Genomic DNA, 19,580 nt, shown 5'->3' on the forward strand with positions numbered 1-19,580 from the left:
TAGTACTATCGCGGATAAAACAAGAATAGCTACACTGATTGTTTGACCATTGTAAACGTAGCTTGTTAAGCCGATAAAAATAGCCATGATAAAAGCTCTAATAAAGGCTAATGCACAAGAGCTACTCAGGATATATGGGAGTTAACTCATTAGACTTTTTGCATAGCTTTTGGCAGCGCATTGGATGAAACGAAAAACTTCCTTGACAAACTCCGCCAGCCCCCTTATCATGAGACTGAAGCTATTTATTTATCTTCGCAATCTGTGCAGGTTAATGACAAAAAACTTAGGGTATTTGGCGTCTCATGTTTAATTTTTCGCACTACGTGCATCGCATGTCTTTAAAAATTTCTGGGTTTTTACCTATATAAGCCGAAACGCGCTTACAAAGCGTTTAAGACAGCAAAAAACGTCAAATTGACAAGGGAGAATTTGAATGCTAGCTACTACGGGGTTTCTTTGCCTTTTTTCCTGCTTAGTAAATTTCTTAAACACTTGCGGTGTAGGTTAGTTGCAAGTTAAAAGCAGCTAAATCGCTCTTAATCAAGCGTTTTAGAATAAAAAAACGCCGATATTTTAGTACATAGTAAATAGCCAACCACCAACGGGGTTTCTTTTGCCTTTTTTTTCGTTTGGTAAATTTCTTAATGTTTATAGCTAAACGACAACCGTCATCCCGCTACGTGTTAGCGGCTAAGAGATACCGCGGCGGTATGACGGTTCGTGGCGGCATGATGATAAGCTCGTCATCCCGCTGCTTGTTAGCGGCTAAGAGATACCGTGACGGTATGACGGTTCGTGGTGGCATGACGATAAGCTCGTCATCCCGCTGCTTGTTAGCGGGATCTAGAGATACCGTGACGGTATGACGAGGAAGAACAGTTGCTACGTGTTAGCGCCGCGGCGGTATGACGTAGGGAAACCTTTCTTGGGTTAGCTATAAAACTAATCAGCATCTTGTTTAGCACATATAAATTAAGTTTCACAAATATAGTGTAAAACCTTGAAAATATGTTATAGCTACTTCTTCCAATTTAGTGGTGGGTTTTGGCAGTACACATGCTATTTTACCAGCTATCAACTCAAGTGTCACAGAAGTTACAATTATTGCATCTATATTCTGTGCTTTAACATCTACTCTACTTTCTATTAGAGGCTTTACCCCCCCCTACATCATTACGTACAGCAGTATGATTTATTTCATTTTCAATTCCACTACTATGCTGCAACAAGATATCCCCATTAACTTTTATTTCAACATTTTTGTCACTACTACCATTGTTAAAATTTAATCCCTCATCTCTTTTACTTTGTCTTTTTTGTCTTTTTTCTTTTAATTTTAATTCAGTTTCTCTTTTATCAAGGGTAGGAAATGGGATGTGAGTTTTTTCCTGACCATCTTGATTTATAGCTCTTGTTGTATTGACAACTTCGTTGCTTTGACATGATATTGTATAAGTAAGTGGTGTGCAGATTTTTTCTTCACTATCTTGATATTTTATGGTTATTGCTGCATTACGAATGTCTTCCAGAATATCGTTTTCTTTAGCTACTCTTAATATTTTCTTAACAACTATATTATCTTTACGTAGTATAGCATAAGTAAGTGGTGTGTAAATTAATGAATCATCATTAATTATTTTTACACTAAGAACACTCTTTAAAAGGTTGCTCAATTCGGCTTGTTGCAAAATATCCTTTGCAGCTTGACTATTCTCGCAAAATATAGCATAAGCAAGTGGTGTAACAGCTGCTCTCCGACCATTTGGATATTTTATAGTTGTTGTTGCGTCAAGAATATCTTTCAGAATACCGTTTTCTTTAGAGACTTTTAAAATTTCTTCAATAGCCTTGCTATTTTTATATAATATGGCATAAGTAAGTGGTGTGCAAGGTTTTTCCTGACCATCTGGATATTTTATAGTTGTTGTTGCGTCAAGAATGTCTTTCAGAATACCGTTTTCTTTAGCTACTCTTAACATTTTCTCAACAGCTATACTATCTTTACGTAGTATAGCATAAGCAAGTGGTGTAACAGTTACTCTCCGACCATTTGGATATTTTATAGTTGTTGTTGCGTCAAGAATATCTTTCAGAATATTGTTTTCTTTAGAGACTTTTAAAATTTCTTCAATAGCTATACTATTTCCACGTAGTATAGCATAAGCAAGTAGTGTGTAAGTCACTTTCTGGCTATCTGGATATTTTATAGTTGTTGTTGCGTCAAGAATATCTTTCAGAATATCGTTTTCTTTAGAGGATTTTAAAATTTCTTCAATAGCTTTGCTATTTTTACATAATATGGCATAAGTAAGTGGTGTGCAAGGTTTTTCCTGACCATCTGGACATTTTATAGTTGTTGTTGCGTCAAGAATATCTTTCAGAATATTGTTTTCTTTAGAGACTTTTAAAATTTCTTCAATAGCTTTGCTATTTTTACATAATATGGCATAAGTAAGTGGTGTGTAAATTAATGAATCATCACTAATTATTTTTGCACTAAGAACACCTTTTAAAAGGTTGCTCAATTCGGCTTGTTGCAAAATATCCTTCACAGCTTGACTATTCTCACAAAATATAGCATAAGCAAGTGGTGTAACAGCTGCTCTCCGACCATTTGGATATTTTATAGTTGTTGTTGCGTCAAGAATATCTTTCAGAATATCGTTTTCTTTAGAGATTTTTAAAAATTCTTCAATAGCTATACTATTTTCACGTAGTATAGCATAAGCAAGTAGTGTGTAAGTCACTTCCTGACTATCTGGATATTTTATAGTTGTTGTTGCGTCAAGAATATCTTTCAGAATATCGTTTTCTTTAGAGACTTTTAAAATTTCTTCAATAGCTTTGCTATTTTTATATAATATGGCATAAGTAAGTGGTGTGCAAGTTTCTTCCTGACCATCTAGATATTTTATAGTTGTTGTTGCGTCAAGAATATCTTTCAGAATACCGTTCTCCTTAGAGACTTCTAAAATTTCTTCAATAGCTTTGCTATTTTTACATAATATGGTATAAGTAAGTGGTGTGTAAATTTCTTCCTGACCATCTGGACATTTTATAATTGTTGTTGCGTCAAGAATGTCTTTCAGAGTATCGGTTTCTTTAGCTACTCTTAACATTTTCTCAACAGCTATACTATCTTTACGTAGTATAGCATAAGCAAGTGGTGTAACAGTTGATTCTTTGCCCCGATGTTTGCTTACTTCCGTAGTAAGAATCCTTTGTTTTTTCTCTTCAGATATTTTTTCTAGTTCTTCAGCAATGCTACTTTTTTTGCCTTTTATTTTTGATGCTAATTTTAAAATACTTTTTTCATCTTTCTCTTTCAATTTCGAATCATTTACCTGATAAGTCGTTTTTTTTCTCAAGATCTTTCTTATTGCACTAAACATAACATTTCCTCTCTTCGTGGTTATAATATTTGCTTTTATGAATCAGTTGTGTTGATAATGTATTAATTGCATAGTTAAAACACTGTTTTATAAAGTAAAATTTCAGTAGATCACCTTACAAACCCCAGTTGCGAATTAGAAAGCAGTGAAAAAGCCAGGAAAATAGGGTAACCTCCGTAAATTATTCACAAAATAGAGAGGTTACCCATGAATAAAAATATAACAGAATTATTTTGCCTGATCGACGATTTTTGCAATTCAGTTGACAAAAATTTTGCAGAAAAACTTCTACCAAGTGGCAAAAAACCAACCAGGACGCCAGAGATTACGCATTCAGAGATTTTTACCATAATATTGCTATATCAAGTGCGACAATTTTAAAATTTTCTATGTGCATTATTTGAAATTATTATACGAAACAGCGTTTCCAAAATTGCCATCCTATAGTAGGTTTATTAGGCTAAAATCGCGGGTTTTATGGTATTTAGCGCTCTTAATGCAATGGTTTTGCGAACAGTCAAAAGTGACAGGGATTTCGTACATAGATGCAACATCTATCGCTGTTTGCCATCCAAAAAGGACCTCGAGAAACAAAGTTTTCAAAGGGTTGGCAAAGATTGGAAAGACTACCTATGGGTGGTTTTTCGGTACATCTAGTAATCAACGAAACTGGCAAAATTCAAGGGGTTACGGTGACAAAAGGCAACGTTGATACCTGTGCCAAATTTAACTCAGAAATTGACTGGATTATTGTTTGGAGATAAAGGATATATCAAAAAAGATCTTTTTCACGAATTATTCGATAGAGGGTTAAAGCTTGTAACCAGTATAAAAAAGGGTATGAAAAACTCATTAATGGAGCTAAATGAGAAGATTTTGTTAAGAAAAAGATCGATTATTGAGACAGTTTTTGGCTCTCTGAAAAACAAATTTGAGATTGAGCATACTCGCCACAGATCACCGATAAATTTTTTGGTACACATTTTTTCTACGCTTGTTTCATATTCCATGCAGCCGCTGCATTTCTAAGCTTTACTTCGTTGGCTAATCCGCAACTGGGGTTTGAAGTCTGCTCGTTTTCACACGAATTAATGTTACAAATTCTATCCATTTCATTACAAAACGGCATTCGCTTTCTCCATTTTCCTTTACCTACACTACCATCAGCATTCCTTGCGGTTTGCTTGCCATATAGGCGAAAATACAGGCTTACCCTGTTCCTTCTGTCATACAACAGTGGGTTAGGTGGCTTCTCTATACCGGTGATTTGCGTACATCCAGAAATGAAGAATGCAACTTATCCACATTACCTTTTGGTCAGAGCTTATCAGCATCTTTAGCTCTTTAATCTTTACGATACTTATGAAGCTTTACTTACGTTCACCATACCACTTAGCCTAGCCCTCCAACCACATGATGCTTGTAGTTTATGCTATTCTCACGATTTAGCATCTTCTTTTTCAAGAGGAGGTTCATTGTCCGCATCGCTCGGCACCAATCGGTTGCCCGATTCGCACTGATGCGTAGACTCAGATGGCAAAACATCTGGTTCAATAAGTTTTAAAATCCTTTCAGTTTCTTTCTGAATGAATTCCTCTCCTTTTAAACAATATGACCGAAGACTTTCAGGTCGCACCATTTCGACTATTACTTGCACCCCATTTTCATCCCTGCAGAGTACATCAACGATACTTTGTTTTTTAGAGGCAATTTCAGCATCTTGAATAGTGCTGAGGAATTCTATTTCTTTTATTTCATCTTTGCCAGTGAACCCCAAAATATCATTGAGAAAGTGAATGAGGATGTCTTTATTTTTTTCAGTGCCAAAGATACGCCGGAACGCAAGGAGAGTAGACCAGGAAAACTTCCTTCCTGGCCCCTCGCAGAACCCTACGTGAGGTAGAGTGGGCAGCCAGCGAGTTACTTGTTAAGTACTTTTCCAACAACCCCTCTCCGAACCACGCATGATCGTTTCCGTATCACGTGGCTCTCCAATAATCTAACGTTTTAAGGAGTCACCATCATATTTTCCATATTGGATTTTCTTATGGCATTCATGACAAACAACAAGAGTTTTCCTCTGTCGTTCAATCATTCTCTTTTTCCATTCCGGTAGTTCAGTATTACGTTTACCTAGCAAATCAGCAAGTTTACGTACGTGATGTACTTCAATCTGCTCTTGTGATTTACATAATTCACAAGTTTGTGCCAATAGTCTTTGCTCTATTTCACTACGCTTATTCCATATTGGTATAAGGTTATCACTTATGCTTACCCATTTATTCCATTTTAGCGACACAGCACCAAAGTGTGTAATTAATGGTATCTTTGATGGTAAACGATCTACTCTGATTTGGATGACTTTTCGTTTTTCACCTTCATCGTTTTCAATCGTCGCACCAAATTTTCTATAAATTTTCCTGCAAGTTGTTTTGTATTTAGATGCTAAAGTCTTTACTAATGATACTTCCATCACATATTTCAGATAACTTAGTGTGTGAAGGTTGTAGGCCATTTTATAGTATTGTACAATTCCTCGATATTCAGTTTGATACTGAGCAACAATACTGTAAGCTGTATCAATTGTACGTTGAGGTAAATGTATCGGTTTACCACAACGCATATATTCAGAACACTTTTTCTGCTTTATATGATGTGGTACACGTAACCCAATACTACCGTTAATACATCGTTGTGTCCGATGATCATGTTTGTCATCTGCATGCAAAACATGTATTTCATAACCCAAAAAATTGGCTTTGCTATCACACGCATGTGTAATAAACGTTTTATCTTCATTAAGCATAAGTTTGAGCTCCTCATTGAGAAACCCAGCAATCTCATTCTTAATTTGTTCAGCTTCATTCTTTGGTCCTGCAAACCCTACCAGAAAATCATCAGCATACCTAACATACCAAAGACGTCGATAATTTAGATCGCAAGAATCCTTAGATGGCATACCCTGCACTAATTGACGCAGTTGTTTTGCTTGATCCCAGTTCCCTTGTTTTCTCATCATCGATACTTGCATGGTTAACCTTAAATATTTTGGATTTGTCCTTCTTCGCTTACCTCGGTTATTTGCTGGTATTAGTATATGCTCCACATGTTTATCTAACCGATCGAGTAATATGTTACTCAGAATTGGACCAATAATAGAACCTTGTGGTACCCCACTATGACTCTTATTGTACTTCCAATTTTCCATATATCCTGCTTTTAGCAGTCGATTGATTAGCTGAATAAAACGGTTATCTTGGAAGCTTTCACTCAGTATTTTCAACAACATAGTATGATCAATTGAGTCATAACATGCACTGAGATCTCCCTCTATAAACCATTTTGTACCTCTGCCTTTTTGCATTACTGCTCTTAATGCAGTGTGGCATCCACGCTTTGGTCGAAATCCATGTGAACATTCACTAAATTTAGGCTCATAGTAGGCTTCCAATATTAATCGGATTACTTCTTGAAGTAACTTATTTGACCATGTTGGCAACCCTAACGGCCTGCGTTTACCACTCTTCTTTAAAATATAGATACGTTTTACTGGTGTCCACCGATATCGCTCATAGCGTAAATCCTCTATGATTTTATCGATTTTCTCCAAAGACATACCATCAACTGTTTCAGTTGTCACACCTTCTGTCATAGCACCTTTATTACGACAAAGTTTGCCATACGCTCGAAGGTAAAGATCACTCTGATAAAGTAGGCGATATACGTTTTTAACCGGCAAATTTCTTTGTCCACGTTCACGTATAATGTTAAGTATTGTTTCAGCTTTCCGCATCTTGCGTACCTCCCAATTTCAACATTCAATTATCTGTCACCCTTTGCCCTGTATGTGGCTTTCCCACACTCCCCGGTGATTCGTTACTTTCACGACTACTACGATGACTCCGTAACCATAGAACTCGCGTTCCTTAGGTCATCCCATGTTCCGTCACTAAGAACTGTTCTAGATCAACTTAGGTTTTCCATTCATCCTCTTAAATAAGTTCACTACTTATCGTTCTACAGCCAGAATGTCACACAAACGAAAGTTTAATCTGTGCTTACCGTAGACATGGGGTTTTAAATGCGATACCCATGGATGTGAAGTCCCACCCCTGAAGATTAGAATTCAAGCAGTTTAGCTTTAACCATATTGATCAGGTGTTGCAAGCCGTTATCTTATACATCTTCAGATAACTCTCGCTTTACATACATGCTCTTGTCCTCCTTCCCTTTCGGGTTAAAGTTAGTTGTTCACCTCGAGGCCATTTATTCTGAACCCCGCTTAGCTCCGCTAAGTATTTCTTAATGCGTACCACGGCGCACACTCGCATCTCATAAAGCTCCCACTAATCATTGCCCTAGTCCTATACTTAATTTCCAGTGTACAAAAAGATTTGGTCTACTCTTTGCGATTCTTTCTAGTAACTTAGCTGCTTTGGTTTTATGCCCACTCAGCTTCTTATACTTTGTCTGAAACCACTTCCTGAGTTTTCTATTAAACATTCTTATTATGTCCTCTAGCGCAGTTATGTGATACTTCCCGTAATAGTTAAACCAACCCCTTAGAATTGGATTACATATTCGTGATATATCTTCTATTTCCAAGTTTGTTCTTCTAGCAAATTTCCAGCCTCTAATTTCTTTTCTCATCTTTTTCAAACTTTCTTTACTTACAGTCGGAGTAAAACTTACAAATAAACTACCATCTTTTCTATTTCGTACAAGTCTTTTTCGAAATTCGTACCCAAGGAATGTGAATGATACATTCTCATGATTCTCCTTCCGCTTTCCATCTTGACAATAGATAATTTTGGTCTTTGTATGTTTTATTTCCAATTTACAAATCTTCAGTCTCTGTTCAAGTTGACTCAAAATTAGTTGTGCTTGGTTCTTGCTTACACAATGTATAACACCATCATCAGCATATCTTGCCCACTTTATACTTGGATATTCTCTCCTCATCCATACATCAAAACTATAGTGCATAAATAGGTTGCTTAAGATAGGACTCACTACACCTCCCTGCGGTACTCCGCTGAGACGCTTTATCTTTGTTCCATCTTCAAGCTGTATATCTGCATCTAGCCATCTTTGTATGTATAAGAGAACCCATTTGTTTGCAGTGTGTTTTCTGACTGCTTTCATCAGTAGATTGTGGTCTATGTTATCAAACATTCCCTTGATATCAAACTCTATTAACCAATTTTGGTCGAAGCATCGCTTCCTGGTTTGTCCTATGGCATCTAATGCCGATTTATTTGGCCTATAACCATATGAATCTTCATCAAATACCTTCTCAAGCTCTGGTTCTAAAACACTTCTTACAACTTCCTGTGCTATACGATCGGAGACAGTTGGTATTCCAAGTGTCCTTGTCCCTCCATCTGTCTTAGTTATATCACAAGCCTTCACTGCGGGTGGAAAATAACTACCAGATGATAGCCTATTCCATAGCTTGTAAAGGTTCTTGCTTAAGTCTTGATCAAACTTTTCAATTGTTAGATCATCAATACCTGCTCCTCCTCTGTTTTCTTTAACTCTTTTATAAGCCAAAAACACTAGAGATTTTGGTATGTCAAAAGGCTTTGTTCGTTCAATCACTTTCATCCTCCTACAAGTTGAATGATTTACTAAAGTCGACTAGCTTAACCCCTTCGCTCCATGGTCATTACAACCACTTCTTCACTACTACGAGTTAATCCGCCCCAGTGATTTGTATCGCTACTCTAAAACTTGAGGATTAGCCTCTTGCTTATCTCGCTTTGCATCAAATCGACTGGTTCCTAACGACTCACTCCCCCTTTCGATGTTCACTTCCCTTTTCGACACGTTCATCAGTGGTTCACTCACGTTCGTCTTTCTGATCCACACCTTCCAGCTTATATGCTGATTTTTCCTTAACGCTTATGACCCTATCTCTTAAATAGAGCCACTTAAGGTGGCTGCTCCTGAAAACCGATTTCGAAGGACCTTCCTTCATCTTCAATAAAGCTTCTCACAAACATTACTTTGTTTGTTACTGCAGCACACCATCATTCTTGGGATCAAGAAATTTAGAAAGAGCCATAGTAAAAATACTGAGAAAAGATTAATAATTATACACACAATTATTCAACCATATTTTAAGCTTACAATTTTGAGCTTAATTTGACACATATGGTGGACTGTGTGGGCAACTCTTCACTTAAACAATAGTTATGTAAGAATTTCCTCTCAAGCCTTTAGCTCCTCAAACACCTCACTTGCTCTATTTAAAACAGAATCAGGAAAACCAGCAAGTTTTGCCACATGTATTCCATATGACTCATCTGCAATGCCTTCAATTACTTCATGTAGAAAGATAACCTCTCCGTTCCACTCTCTTATTTTTACACAAAAACATTTCACGTTCTTCAAGTATTTGCTTACTTTAGTTAATTCATGATAATGAGTTGCAAAAATGGCGCGGCACTTATTTACATTGTGAATATGTTCAATCACCGCCTGTGCAATAGATAATCCATCATACACCCCTGTGCCCCTACCAATTTCATCAAGTATCACCAAGGAACGGTCCGTTGCCTGATTTACTATCGTTGCTGTTTCGATCATCTCTACCATGAAGGTAGAATAACCAGCTGTTATATTATCTGTTGCACCAACCCTGCTGAATATCTTGTCAATCACTCCAATATGCGCACTCTCTGCTGGCACAAATGACCCCATGTGAGCTAAAACTGCAATGAGAGCGTTTTGCCTCAAGAAAGTGCTTTTTCCAGCCATATTAGGACCAGTAATTAGATGTATACCAGCTAAATTGATGCTATTTGCAATGAATTTATCGTTAATTTCAACCACTGGATGTCTTCCGCTACAGATATTGAACTCTTTGCTGTCATCAATAATGGGTTTTACGTAATTATTTTGCACTGCAAGCTCTGCAAACGCGGTTCTAATATCAAGTTTTGCCAAAGCATTTGCAGCAAGAGCAATTTTTTCAGATTCTTTAGCGACTTCACTACACAGTTCACTAAAAATTTTCATTTCTAAGCCGATTGCAGCATCACGTGCCGTAAGAATTTTATTTTCTAGTTCTTTCAATTCATTAGTAGTGTAGCGCATGCTATTTGCTAAGCTTTGCCTATGAATAAATATATCCAAAGTTATTTTGTGATTTGCCGACACTTCAACGTAATAACCGAGTATGTTGTTGTGTAATATTTTGAGTGCGGCAATGCCAGTTAGGTTGCGATAAGATTCACGGAGTTTGGTTATCAACTTGTTACTGTTATTTAATATGTAGGATAACTCAGATAATTCTGAGTTGTATTTTGAGTGAATAAACCCTCCTTCTTTCATGGAACTGAGGTTATTATCAAGTATAGCACTATTTAGCAGTTCAAATAGATCTTTATGATTGCCAAGGCTTTTATGTATTGTGTTTAGTTCACTCTCGTCACTACTTATCACCTGAGTAGTAGACACTGGTTCCTTTTCTCTGGTCAAGCACTGGAATGACATCTGAGAGTTAATTGCTGGTTTTTCACTTAAACAATAATTATGCAAGGTAGACAGAAACTCAGACAACTCTAAAGTTTTTCCGAGGCCTATTTTTAATAGGTTCATATCCTTTGGTGAACCACGCCCTAGTATTAAGCGCGATAAAGACCTCTCAATATCTGGAATGTTAGATAATATTTCTCGTATTTTTCTGCGTGGCTCATGATTATTTACAAAAAATTGAGCGGTGCTGAGCCTCAAATTGATTGCCTTGGAGCAAGCAAGTGGTGAAGCAAGCATTTGTTTTAACAGGCGTCCACCAGAGGCTGTAACTGTGTGATCAATAACTGAAATTAGTGAACCTTTCTTTTCACCAAATTGAGTTGAAAACAACTCAAGATTTCTCCTTGCTGAAGCATCAATAAGCATGAAATTTTGTTGCTTATAGGTTTTTGGGAATTCAAGCCTTGGAATAGAGCCCCTTTGTGTTACTCTGACATATTCAAGTAGTGCACCACACGCCATGATTTCTACTTTGCTGAAATTTCCTATACTCCCAAGTTCCCTGATTTTATAAAACTCGCATAATGTTCTGTGAGATTTACTATACTCAAAAAAGCTCTGTGCGTGTTGCGTAATTGATATTTTATAATTTTTTAAAACCGATCTAATTTTTTCGTCCTCAGTGAATTTTTCAGAAATTAATAATTCTCTTGGTGATATACGCAACAAATCACTATCTAGAGCTTTCAAACTCGTTAAAGTGTGAAAAAATTTTCCCGTTGATAATTCAAGCCAACTAATAGCATATTCGTCATTTTGTTCAACTATGGACGCGAGATAATTATTGCTTTTATCCTCTAATAGTGAATCTTCTATAATTGTACCTGGAGTTACAACTCGCACTACATCACGTTTTACTATGGATTTATAGCCCCTCTTTTTTGCTTCATCAGCAGTTTCTAATTGGTCACAGATTGCTACTTTGAATCCTAAATCTATTAGCTTGTGTAGGTAAGATTCGCTACTGTGTGCTGGCACTCCACACATTGGTATTTCTTGCCCACACGAATTACCTCTCTTAGTGAGCACTATATTCAGCAATTTCGCAGCTTTAATAGCATCATCGAAAAACAACTCATAAAAATCTCCTAGCCTATAAAATAGCAGATGATCCTTGTATTGAGCTTTCAGGTTCAAATATTGCTCCATCACAGGAGTGTTTCTTTCTTTCACAAAGCTCATAATATTTTTTAATATATTGTATTGGTAATAAATTCAATGTTATTATAGATTATATTGCACATGTGAATAACATAAATTTTAAATAGGTGTATAGAGGGGAAAATTTAAAACAATTAAATTTCCTGGATCACGGTGTTAGCTACTTGGATGACATAAAGAGTAGGAGTATCAGTTGTCATTCCAGCGCGTGACGCTGGAATCCAGAGTATCCTAATTACAAGGTTTATTATTTAGTTTGAAAAATACTATAGCTTTTTCTATAGCTAAGCTGACTTAGATTTACCGACAATTTGAAAAACCGTCATTCCGCTACTAGTTAGCGGAATCTATACCGCGAATGAATCCATAGCTGTACGAACATTCATTTTTGAAGGTAAATTGCACAGCAAATGGTGTCATTCCAGTGCTTGACACTGGAATCCAGCTTCTATGCAACCTCATCAAAAACATTCATTTAGTGTAAGATCAGCTACTTTCCATGCTAGTTTGCTTGTGAACAAGCAAACTTTTCTGGATCCCAGTGTCAAGCACTGGGATGACATCATAGGGGCGCTGGGCATAAGTGTTGAAAGTGCTATAAGTGGCATTATATAAGGTGGTTAACGGCATAAATTTCAATGGTAATAAAATAAATTAAAAAAGCGCCTTTTTGCCTGTGGTTAGAAGGTTTAAGCGAATTTTCGACGTGGTTTATCTGCTTTCCCAACAACGAAGGTTGATATCAAGAGGAGATTTACATACCATTAATCACCTTGTGTGATTGCACTTTCAACACTTATGGGGCGCTGGGATGACACCCTCCTGCTAGACAATGTTCGTACAGTTGTAGAATGAATCGCGGTATACTTGGGTCAGCTATATGTAGGTTGTGGCCCTTCTTTATCATTTGCGGCAGTTGCATCACCAACGGATATTTCAGAGCTAACAGTGCTAATAGTTTTTTCTATCGCTTTAGCCTGTTCATAGTCTTGACTCAAAAAATACATGGCCAGCCCAACAGCTATACTAGCAACAAGAACAGGTGCTATCATTACACCTAGTATCATACCACCAGAAAGATTTACTGCAACACATACACCAGCTCCAAGTACAACACCAAGAAAACCACCAATCATTATGCCAGGCACCAAACTGCCTATCATAGCGCTTTCTTTTTTCGTATTAGCTTGTTTTTTCATACTTTTAATAAGCACTTCTTTTGTTTTTCCTTGAGCTAAATCTAAAGGAATTTTATTATCCGCGTTTTGTATCAAAGGATTTGCACTATATGCAACAAGAAGGGTGGTTATTTCTTCAGTTTTATTACCTATAACTGCATGATGTAGTAATGTATTTCCCTTTTCATCTTTAAAGTTTATATGAGTACGAAGTTCCTCATCTAGATTTCTTGTTGGGTTGTTTTTTGCATATATCCTAGATTGTATTGCTCCATCTAAGTATTGTATTACTTGTTCTAGTGATTGCTCGCCAGGATTTTGTATAAAATGAAGCAGAATTTCGTGTACTATCGCTTCCTTTGTAGTTTGTGGGCAGCGTAAAGCACATGCAAATGTGTCTTTATTAATAGTTATTTCTTTTTCTTTTCCAAGAAAATCTCTTAACTTCTCAATTCTACTTATACTGTTATTTTCGCTAGTAATTATCGATTGTAAAGCTTTTCTGTTATCGTCACCAGTCATGCTATCCTCCTTGATTTGATTGCATTACTCATTAATAAATAATATAATAAATCCTGCTAAAAGTCAAGCAATTGATTAATAAGTTAATATAATTCTCCAAAAGGAGCTCCTTACTTTTTGTTCAGCATGTCCATTGGATCAGACTCTTTAAGCTTGCTGTTTGCTGAATTTATTCATCATAATAGCTATAATGTGCTATCGAAGTTCTCTGTAATCTTAGTTGGTTCTTCTAGAATATTCAAAATATCAGTTGCACAATAAACCCGATCTCTCTTTCCTTGAGAAGTTTGTGAAACGATGCCTAAATCTTCAAGCTTTACGATTGCTCTTTGGGCTGTTGTAAATACGACACCTAAGTTTTCAACCACTTTCCTTATAGTAAAGTAAGGGTTTACAGCGAGATACCTTACAATACCACTCGCAACTCCCTCAGTTTTAGAACTAACTTCAGTTTGCCAATTTGCAATCAAAATGTTAATTCGTTCTGCTCTTGACAATGCATCCAATGATTGCAGTACTACACCATTTAAGAAATAAGAGAACCAATCATGCCACGTGCCTCTGTTGCTTATATTGTAAAGTTGGTCATAATACTCACTTTTTGTAGCTTCAAAAAATGCACTTAAGTATAACAGAGGTAATGGTAATAATTTTCTTTCGATCAGAAGTAATGTTATTAATAAACGTCCAATACGTCCATTGCCGTCCAAGAATGGGTGAATCGCTTCAAATTGATAATGACATAGAGCTATATGTATAAGTGGGGGTAATGTTCTATCATGTAGAAACTTTTCAAAAGAGTCCAAGCAACCCATCAATTCACCTGGCATTGGTGGCACATATTTTGCTGTGTCTATTGTACATCCTGAGCTTCCAATCCAATTTTGCACTCGGCGAAATTCTCCTGGAATTGCGTGAGAACCTCTTACACCTTGCATAAGTTTTCCGTGAATTTCTTTAACCAACTGAAGCGACAGTGGAAAAGATTGTAAACGTTTTAGTCCATAATCGAGCGCTGATATATAATTGCGTACTTCTTGTAAATCATCGGGATTGCGATCTACGTTAGCACCTGCTTCTTGAGCCAAAATTTCACCAAGAGTTGCTTGAGTTCCCTCGATTCTACTTGAAAGAACTGCTTCACGTGTTATAAAGGGTCGTATGAGAAGATGAGGGTTAGGCAATTTAGCTCCTTCCCTGGATAACATACCCAAAATATGATCTGCTCTGGAAAGACTATTAACTAAATCATTGTCCCATTCAAATTTTGGTGGCAAGGGGTTAGGTATAAATGCCTGATAACCAGCGAATACTTTGCCTGATGGTGATCCTTTAATATACATTCATTCAACCTAGCACACTATTTTTATAGTATATATTATTTTCAAATAAAGTCAAAAATGAAAATAAGAAACTCTCTTATTATTGATTTTGCTCAAAAACGAAAATAGAAGAAGCTGCTGAACTTTATATTACGTTTGCTTCAGTCATCCTGTTTTTCTGGAGAGCTGCTATAAAACTTCTGAGTGAAGTCACTTAATTTTTACACATCTATTGTAGAGTAAGAGGAGCCGAATTTGGGACAAAAATGCTAGCTGATGCTTGGACTTTACTGACACTTACACTACTTGAAACTATACTTAGTGTAGACAATTTAATTTTTATTTCTCTAGCAATAGATAAGGTACCAAATGCGCTGAGAGAAAGAGTGCGCCTTATGGGCCTTGGATTAGCACTATTAATGCGTTTTGTAATACTATTTTTTACATCATCTATATTGTCAATGCAAAAACCCATATTTCACACTGCATCGCTAAATATTTCAGCAAGGGATTTACTTATGATCGCAGGGGGATTATTCCTTATTGTTAAAAGCTCTATGGAGTTATGGGATGACATCTTTGTATGTAAGAAAAATAAAAAGAAAGCAAACGTTAAATCAAAATTTTTTTTAGTTGTGCTACAAATTATATTAATAGATTTAGTTTTTTCAGTTGATTCGATATTAACTGCTATAGCATTAACTTATAACATGGTAATAATTGCTACAGCATTTACATTTTCCATGCTAGCAATGCTGTTTTTATCAAGTTATACCGCCCAGTTAATCAAATCTAACCCAGGCTTAAAAGTAATTGCTATCTTATTTATTTTACTTGTCGGTGTGTACCTCATACTTCATGGATTTCATGTAGAATTACCAAAAGAATATTTGTATTCTTCATTTATGTTTGCACTGCTTGTGGAAGTTATAAGCAAAATAAAGAAAATTAACCGTCATACCGCGATTCATTCGCGGTATCTCAGCCGCTAACACGCAGCGGGATGACAGCAGTCCTACGTCATACTGCCGCGGTATCTCACATAGATCCCGCTAACACGTAGCGGGATGACGAATTACTTAACCGTCATCTACACCGTCATACCGCGATTCATTCGCGGTATCTCATCCGCTAGCACGTAGGGGAATGACGAATTACTACACCGCCACGGTATCTCTAGATCCCGCTAACAAGTAGCGGGATGATGAGGTATCTCTTAGCCGCTAACAAGCAGCGGGATCTTTTTGATTTACTCCCACTCAATAGTTGCTGGTGGCTTGGAAGTTATATCATAAACAACTCTATTCACTCCGGGAACATTATTAACAATGATACTGCCGACATTGCGTAAAAAATCCCAAAATACTAACAAGTGTTGATCCTTATCTTCAAATGGAAATGCATCGGCTGTCATACCATCAGATGATGTTACAGCCCTCAAAGCACAAACATATCCGTACGTACGACCATCTCCCATGACGCCTACAGTTTTTATTGGTAATAATACAGCAAAAGCTTGCCATATCTTATCGTATAGATCGTAATTTTTCATCGTATTAATATATATTTCATCTACTTCTTGCAATATTCGCACCTTTTCTTCATCGACTTCACTTATAATCCTCACTGCAAGTCCGGGTCCAGGAAATGGATGTTGAAATATTATCTCATCTGAAAGCCCAATTTCCTTTCCAAGTAGCCTTACCTCATCTTTAAAGAGGTAACGTAAAGGCTCCACTAGCTTCAGGTTCATCTTTTCTGGCAACCCACCAACATTATGGTGAGACTTAATTGTACTAGTGTTGTCTGAGGCATGCCCTGACTCAACTACATCAGAGTAGATGGTACCTTGCATCAAAAAATCCACATCACCTATTTTTTTTGCTTCTTCTTCAAACACTTCAATAAAAGTGTTACCGATAATTTTTCGCTTTTCTTCTGGATCAGTTATTCCCTTCAACCTACTCAAAAATAAATTTGATTTATCAACATAGTTTATCGGAATCTCTTTCAACATAGTAATGGTCTGGTTCTTGCGTAACAACCCAGTATCGATAAAAATACAGTTCAATTGTTTTCCTATAGCTTTATGTGTGAGAGCCGCTGCAACACTTGAATCAACCCCACCACTTACTGCAGCGATTACTTTTTTCTCTCCTACTACATTTTTGATTTTTTCCTTCTGCTCCTCAATAAACGACTTCATTGTCCATTCTCTTTCGCAATTTGCAATATCCAAGAAGTTAGAGAGCAATTTACTGCCATTTGTTGTGGGCCTCACTTCAGGATGGAATTGAGTACAGTAAATCTTCCGCTGTTCGTTGACAATCATTGCAATTGTTTGATTTATCACACCTGATGCGATAACAGTAAATCCCTGTGGTATAGTATCAACACTGTCTGCATGATTCATTAATACATCCACTTCAGAATTAACATCCCACGTATCCTTTATAATGGGAGATTCTTTTAGTACCTTGATCTTAGTTCTGCCAAACTCCTGTTTGAAACTCTCTTTTACTTTTGCTCCAAAATAATGACAAATGAGTTGCTGTCCATAGCATATTCCAAGTATAGGAACGTTTGTTGCCTCATTGAGTTTTATAATTTCATGTACTACTCTACTTGTTTCAGAACAATCATCATTTACAGATTGCGGTCCTCCAGAGAGAATAAACCCATTGAATTTTGATATTGTTTCAAAACTGACGTTGCTTGGAAATATTTCACAATAAACGCCCATGCCTCTTACTTGTCTTGCGATAAGCTGTGTAAACTGTGAACCAAAATCAATAATGGCAATTGCTGACAACTTACTCCTCCATATTATTTAAAAGTGATATCTGATAATAAAGAAAATAATGGAGTAAGTAAACTAAGACCTCTTAAAAGCTTTAATGTGTGGCTTAAACGTTAGCTATGATCTACTTTTTATAGCTAAAGTGGCTTAGGTTTACCTACAATTTGAAAAACAATAAATTCGTCATTCCGCTACTCGTTAGCGGAATCTATACCGCGAATGAATTGCGGTATGACGTAGGGAAACCTTTCTTGGGTTAGCTATACCTTAATCGTTTATAACCTTTGGCACTACGAAATACCCATGCTCAGGTTTTGTATTGGACAATATCTCTTCTTTAATGTTTTGAGAATTTATAACATCATCGCGTACATGAATGTCCTTGTCTATACTGCCATAATGCATAGGAGAAACACCTTCAGTATTAACTTGCAATAAAGTATCATGTATCCAATCCAGCATTGTCAGTTCTTTGGAGTAGTGATCAATCTCATCATTTGATAACTTAATCCTTACAAGCTGTGCAATTTTAAGCATTTCTTCTTTGGTAATTGTTATTTTTCTCTTATTTGCAAATTCTATTAGTGAAGTAATAACATCTTCTGTTGATCTAGTTGGCATCTTTACCTCCTTGGATGAAGTGAGTTAAAATATTTACGACCGAAACAACTTCTATTTTACCAGTTTTTTCAAGTTTGTGAAGTATGGTATCCGTAATCACTAATTTATCTAGAGAAGAGGAGGAAATTCTCTCAACTGCACTTCCTGAAAGCACGCCATGTGTGATGCATGAAATTACGGACTTTGCTCCACGGCCTTTTAAAGCAAGAGCTGCATTACACAATGTTCCACCAGAGTCAACTATATCATCAACAATGACACAATTTTTATTCGCAACTTCTCCTATTATGTTCATTACTTGAGATGTGCCTGCTTTCTCCCTATGTTTATCTACTACAATAATCTTATCACTTAACCCTATCTTGCACTTTTCCTCTAAAGTCTTTGCAAAAGCACGTGCTCTGCCAATTGCTCCAACATCAGGTGCAACAATTGCCAAATTTTCCGTGTATATACAGTCAACAAATGCTTCAAAGCAGTTCAAATTAGTTATCGGTACATCAAAGAATCCTTCAATTTGACTTGAGTGCAAATCAATAACTGCAACACTACTTGCACCTGCAGTTTGAATAAGATTTGCAACTAATTTGGCACTTAAAGCAGATTGCATATTATTGTTCTTGATAACTCTATCTTGCCTGCTATATCCATAATAAGGAATAATTACTACTATTCTTTTGGCTCCTAATCTATTTACTGCATCAATTATAAGCAGAAGCTCCATAAGGTTATCATTCACAGGGGGAGAAAGAGATTGTACTATATATACTTCTTGATTATATAGATCATTTGCTACTTCTACATTTACCTCGCCATCGGTAAACTTTGATATCCAAGCAGAGGATGGTTGAACATCTAGCCGGTTAACTACTGATTCCCCTAATTCCTTACTAGCATTACCTATTATTATCTTCATAACGCACTAATTGAGTTTTTAAGATTATACAGAAATTATGAAATAATTGAAATGTAAGTTTCTTTATCTAGCATTCTTGTCGGCGAATTAGGTACCTCTTGTACAATGACCTGTCATTTTCAC

At 36.5% G+C, this 19,580-nt stretch carries 14 protein-coding genes and 2 pseudogenes; 3 read left to right on the forward strand and 13 right to left on the reverse strand.

Annotated elements, in window-relative coordinates; translation table 11 throughout:
* Positions 1-647 precede the first annotated feature (647 nt).
* Positions 648-869 (forward strand): hypothetical protein, encoded by a 222-nt coding sequence (locus ABWU69_RS03345; RefSeq protein ID WP_265035521.1) that lies wholly within the window; start codon positions 648-650, stop codon positions 867-869.
* Between the two features lie 270 nt (positions 870-1,139).
* On the opposite strand, the gene ABWU69_RS03350 is transcribed toward ABWU69_RS03345, so the two are convergent.
* Complete coding sequence (locus tag ABWU69_RS03350; protein ID WP_353285390.1) at positions 1,140-3,395, reverse strand: hypothetical protein; 2,256 nt, start codon at positions 3,393-3,395, stop codon at positions 1,140-1,142.
* 207 nt (positions 3,396-3,602) lie between these two features.
* On the opposite strand from ABWU69_RS03350, the pseudogene ABWU69_RS03355 reads away from it, so the two are divergent.
* A pseudogene (locus ABWU69_RS03355) lies at positions 3,603-4,424 on the forward strand (IS982 family transposase).
* On the opposite strand, the gene ABWU69_RS03360 reads toward ABWU69_RS03355, so the two are convergent.
* The 9 genes and pseudogenes from ABWU69_RS03360 to ABWU69_RS03400 all read right to left on the reverse strand — a co-directional run bounded on the left by ABWU69_RS03360 (position 4,384) and on the right by ABWU69_RS03400 (position 15,141).
* On the reverse strand, positions 4,384-4,629 hold the full coding sequence (locus ABWU69_RS03360; protein WP_353285391.1) for a hypothetical protein: 246 nt from the start codon (positions 4,627-4,629) through the stop codon (positions 4,384-4,386). The pseudogene ABWU69_RS03355 and the gene ABWU69_RS03360 sit on opposite strands and share 41 nt — an antisense overlap.
* Positions 4,630-5,031: 402 nt before the next feature.
* Positions 5,032-5,226: pseudogene (locus ABWU69_RS03365) on the reverse strand (PD-(D/E)XK nuclease family transposase); the annotation flags it as partial.
* A gap of 168 nt (positions 5,227-5,394) precedes the next feature.
* Complete coding sequence (locus tag ABWU69_RS03370; protein WP_265034303.1) at positions 5,395-7,188, reverse strand: reverse transcriptase/maturase family protein; 1,794 nt, start codon at positions 7,186-7,188, stop codon at positions 5,395-5,397.
* A 557-nt stretch (positions 7,189-7,745) separates the two neighbouring features.
* Positions 7,746-8,996 (reverse strand): group II intron reverse transcriptase/maturase, encoded by a 1,251-nt coding sequence (ltrA, locus tag ABWU69_RS03375; protein WP_353284965.1) that lies wholly within the window; start codon positions 8,994-8,996, stop codon positions 7,746-7,748.
* Positions 8,997-9,116: 120 nt separating this feature from the next.
* The gene (locus ABWU69_RS03380; RefSeq protein WP_353284966.1) at positions 9,117-9,245 is read right to left on the reverse strand and encodes a hypothetical protein; all 129 of its coding nucleotides are present in this window, start codon (positions 9,243-9,245) and stop codon (positions 9,117-9,119) included.
* Positions 9,246-9,608: 363 nt separating this feature from the next.
* Positions 9,609-12,119: a DNA mismatch repair protein MutS gene (gene mutS / locus ABWU69_RS03385; RefSeq protein ID WP_265035547.1), complete on the reverse strand. Its 2,511-nt coding sequence runs from the start codon at positions 12,117-12,119 to the stop codon at positions 9,609-9,611.
* A gap of 465 nt (positions 12,120-12,584) precedes the next feature.
* On the reverse strand, positions 12,585-12,737 hold the full coding sequence (locus ABWU69_RS03390) for a hypothetical protein (RefSeq protein ID WP_265035551.1): 153 nt from the start codon (positions 12,735-12,737) through the stop codon (positions 12,585-12,587).
* A 233-nt stretch (positions 12,738-12,970) separates the two neighbouring features.
* Positions 12,971-13,798 carry an ankyrin repeat domain-containing protein gene (locus ABWU69_RS03395; protein ID WP_265035553.1) on the reverse strand — a complete coding sequence of 276 codons (828 nt, stop codon included), beginning with the start codon at positions 13,796-13,798 and terminating at the stop codon, positions 12,971-12,973.
* Positions 13,799-13,983: 185 nt separating this feature from the next.
* Entirely contained in the window at positions 13,984-15,141 is a 1,158-nt protein-coding gene (locus ABWU69_RS03400; RefSeq protein ID WP_265025598.1) for a Fic family protein, read from the reverse strand.
* Between the two features lie 245 nt (positions 15,142-15,386).
* Here ABWU69_RS03400 and ABWU69_RS03405 point away from each other — a divergent pair, with 245 nt between their 5' ends.
* Positions 15,387-16,112 carry a TerC family protein gene (locus ABWU69_RS03405; protein ID WP_265025597.1) on the forward strand — a complete coding sequence of 242 codons (726 nt, stop codon included), beginning with the start codon at positions 15,387-15,389 and terminating at the stop codon, positions 16,110-16,112.
* 257 nt (positions 16,113-16,369) lie between these two features.
* Here the strand turns inward: ABWU69_RS03405 and guaA are convergent, their stop codons facing one another.
* From guaA to ABWU69_RS03420, 3 genes are all read right to left on the reverse strand, one after another.
* Positions 16,370-17,932, reverse strand: a complete 1,563-nt coding sequence (gene guaA / locus ABWU69_RS03410) for a glutamine-hydrolyzing GMP synthase (protein ID WP_353285392.1) — start codon at positions 17,930-17,932, stop codon at positions 16,370-16,372.
* 255 nt (positions 17,933-18,187) lie between these two features.
* Positions 18,188-18,541, reverse strand: a complete 354-nt coding sequence (gene gatC, locus ABWU69_RS03415; RefSeq protein WP_265025593.1) for an Asp-tRNA(Asn)/Glu-tRNA(Gln) amidotransferase subunit GatC — start codon at positions 18,539-18,541, stop codon at positions 18,188-18,190.
* On the reverse strand, positions 18,531-19,457 hold the full coding sequence (locus ABWU69_RS03420; RefSeq protein ID WP_265035558.1) for a ribose-phosphate diphosphokinase: 927 nt from the start codon (positions 19,455-19,457) through the stop codon (positions 18,531-18,533). The genes gatC and ABWU69_RS03420 overlap by 11 nt, the downstream gene beginning before the upstream one ends.
* Between the last annotated feature and the right edge of the window lie 123 nt (positions 19,458-19,580).

Origin of the sequence: Wolbachia endosymbiont (group A) of Beris morrisii, from assembly GCF_964028185.1 — a bacterium.
Classification (GTDB): Bacteria; Pseudomonadota; Alphaproteobacteria; order Rickettsiales; family Anaplasmataceae; genus Wolbachia.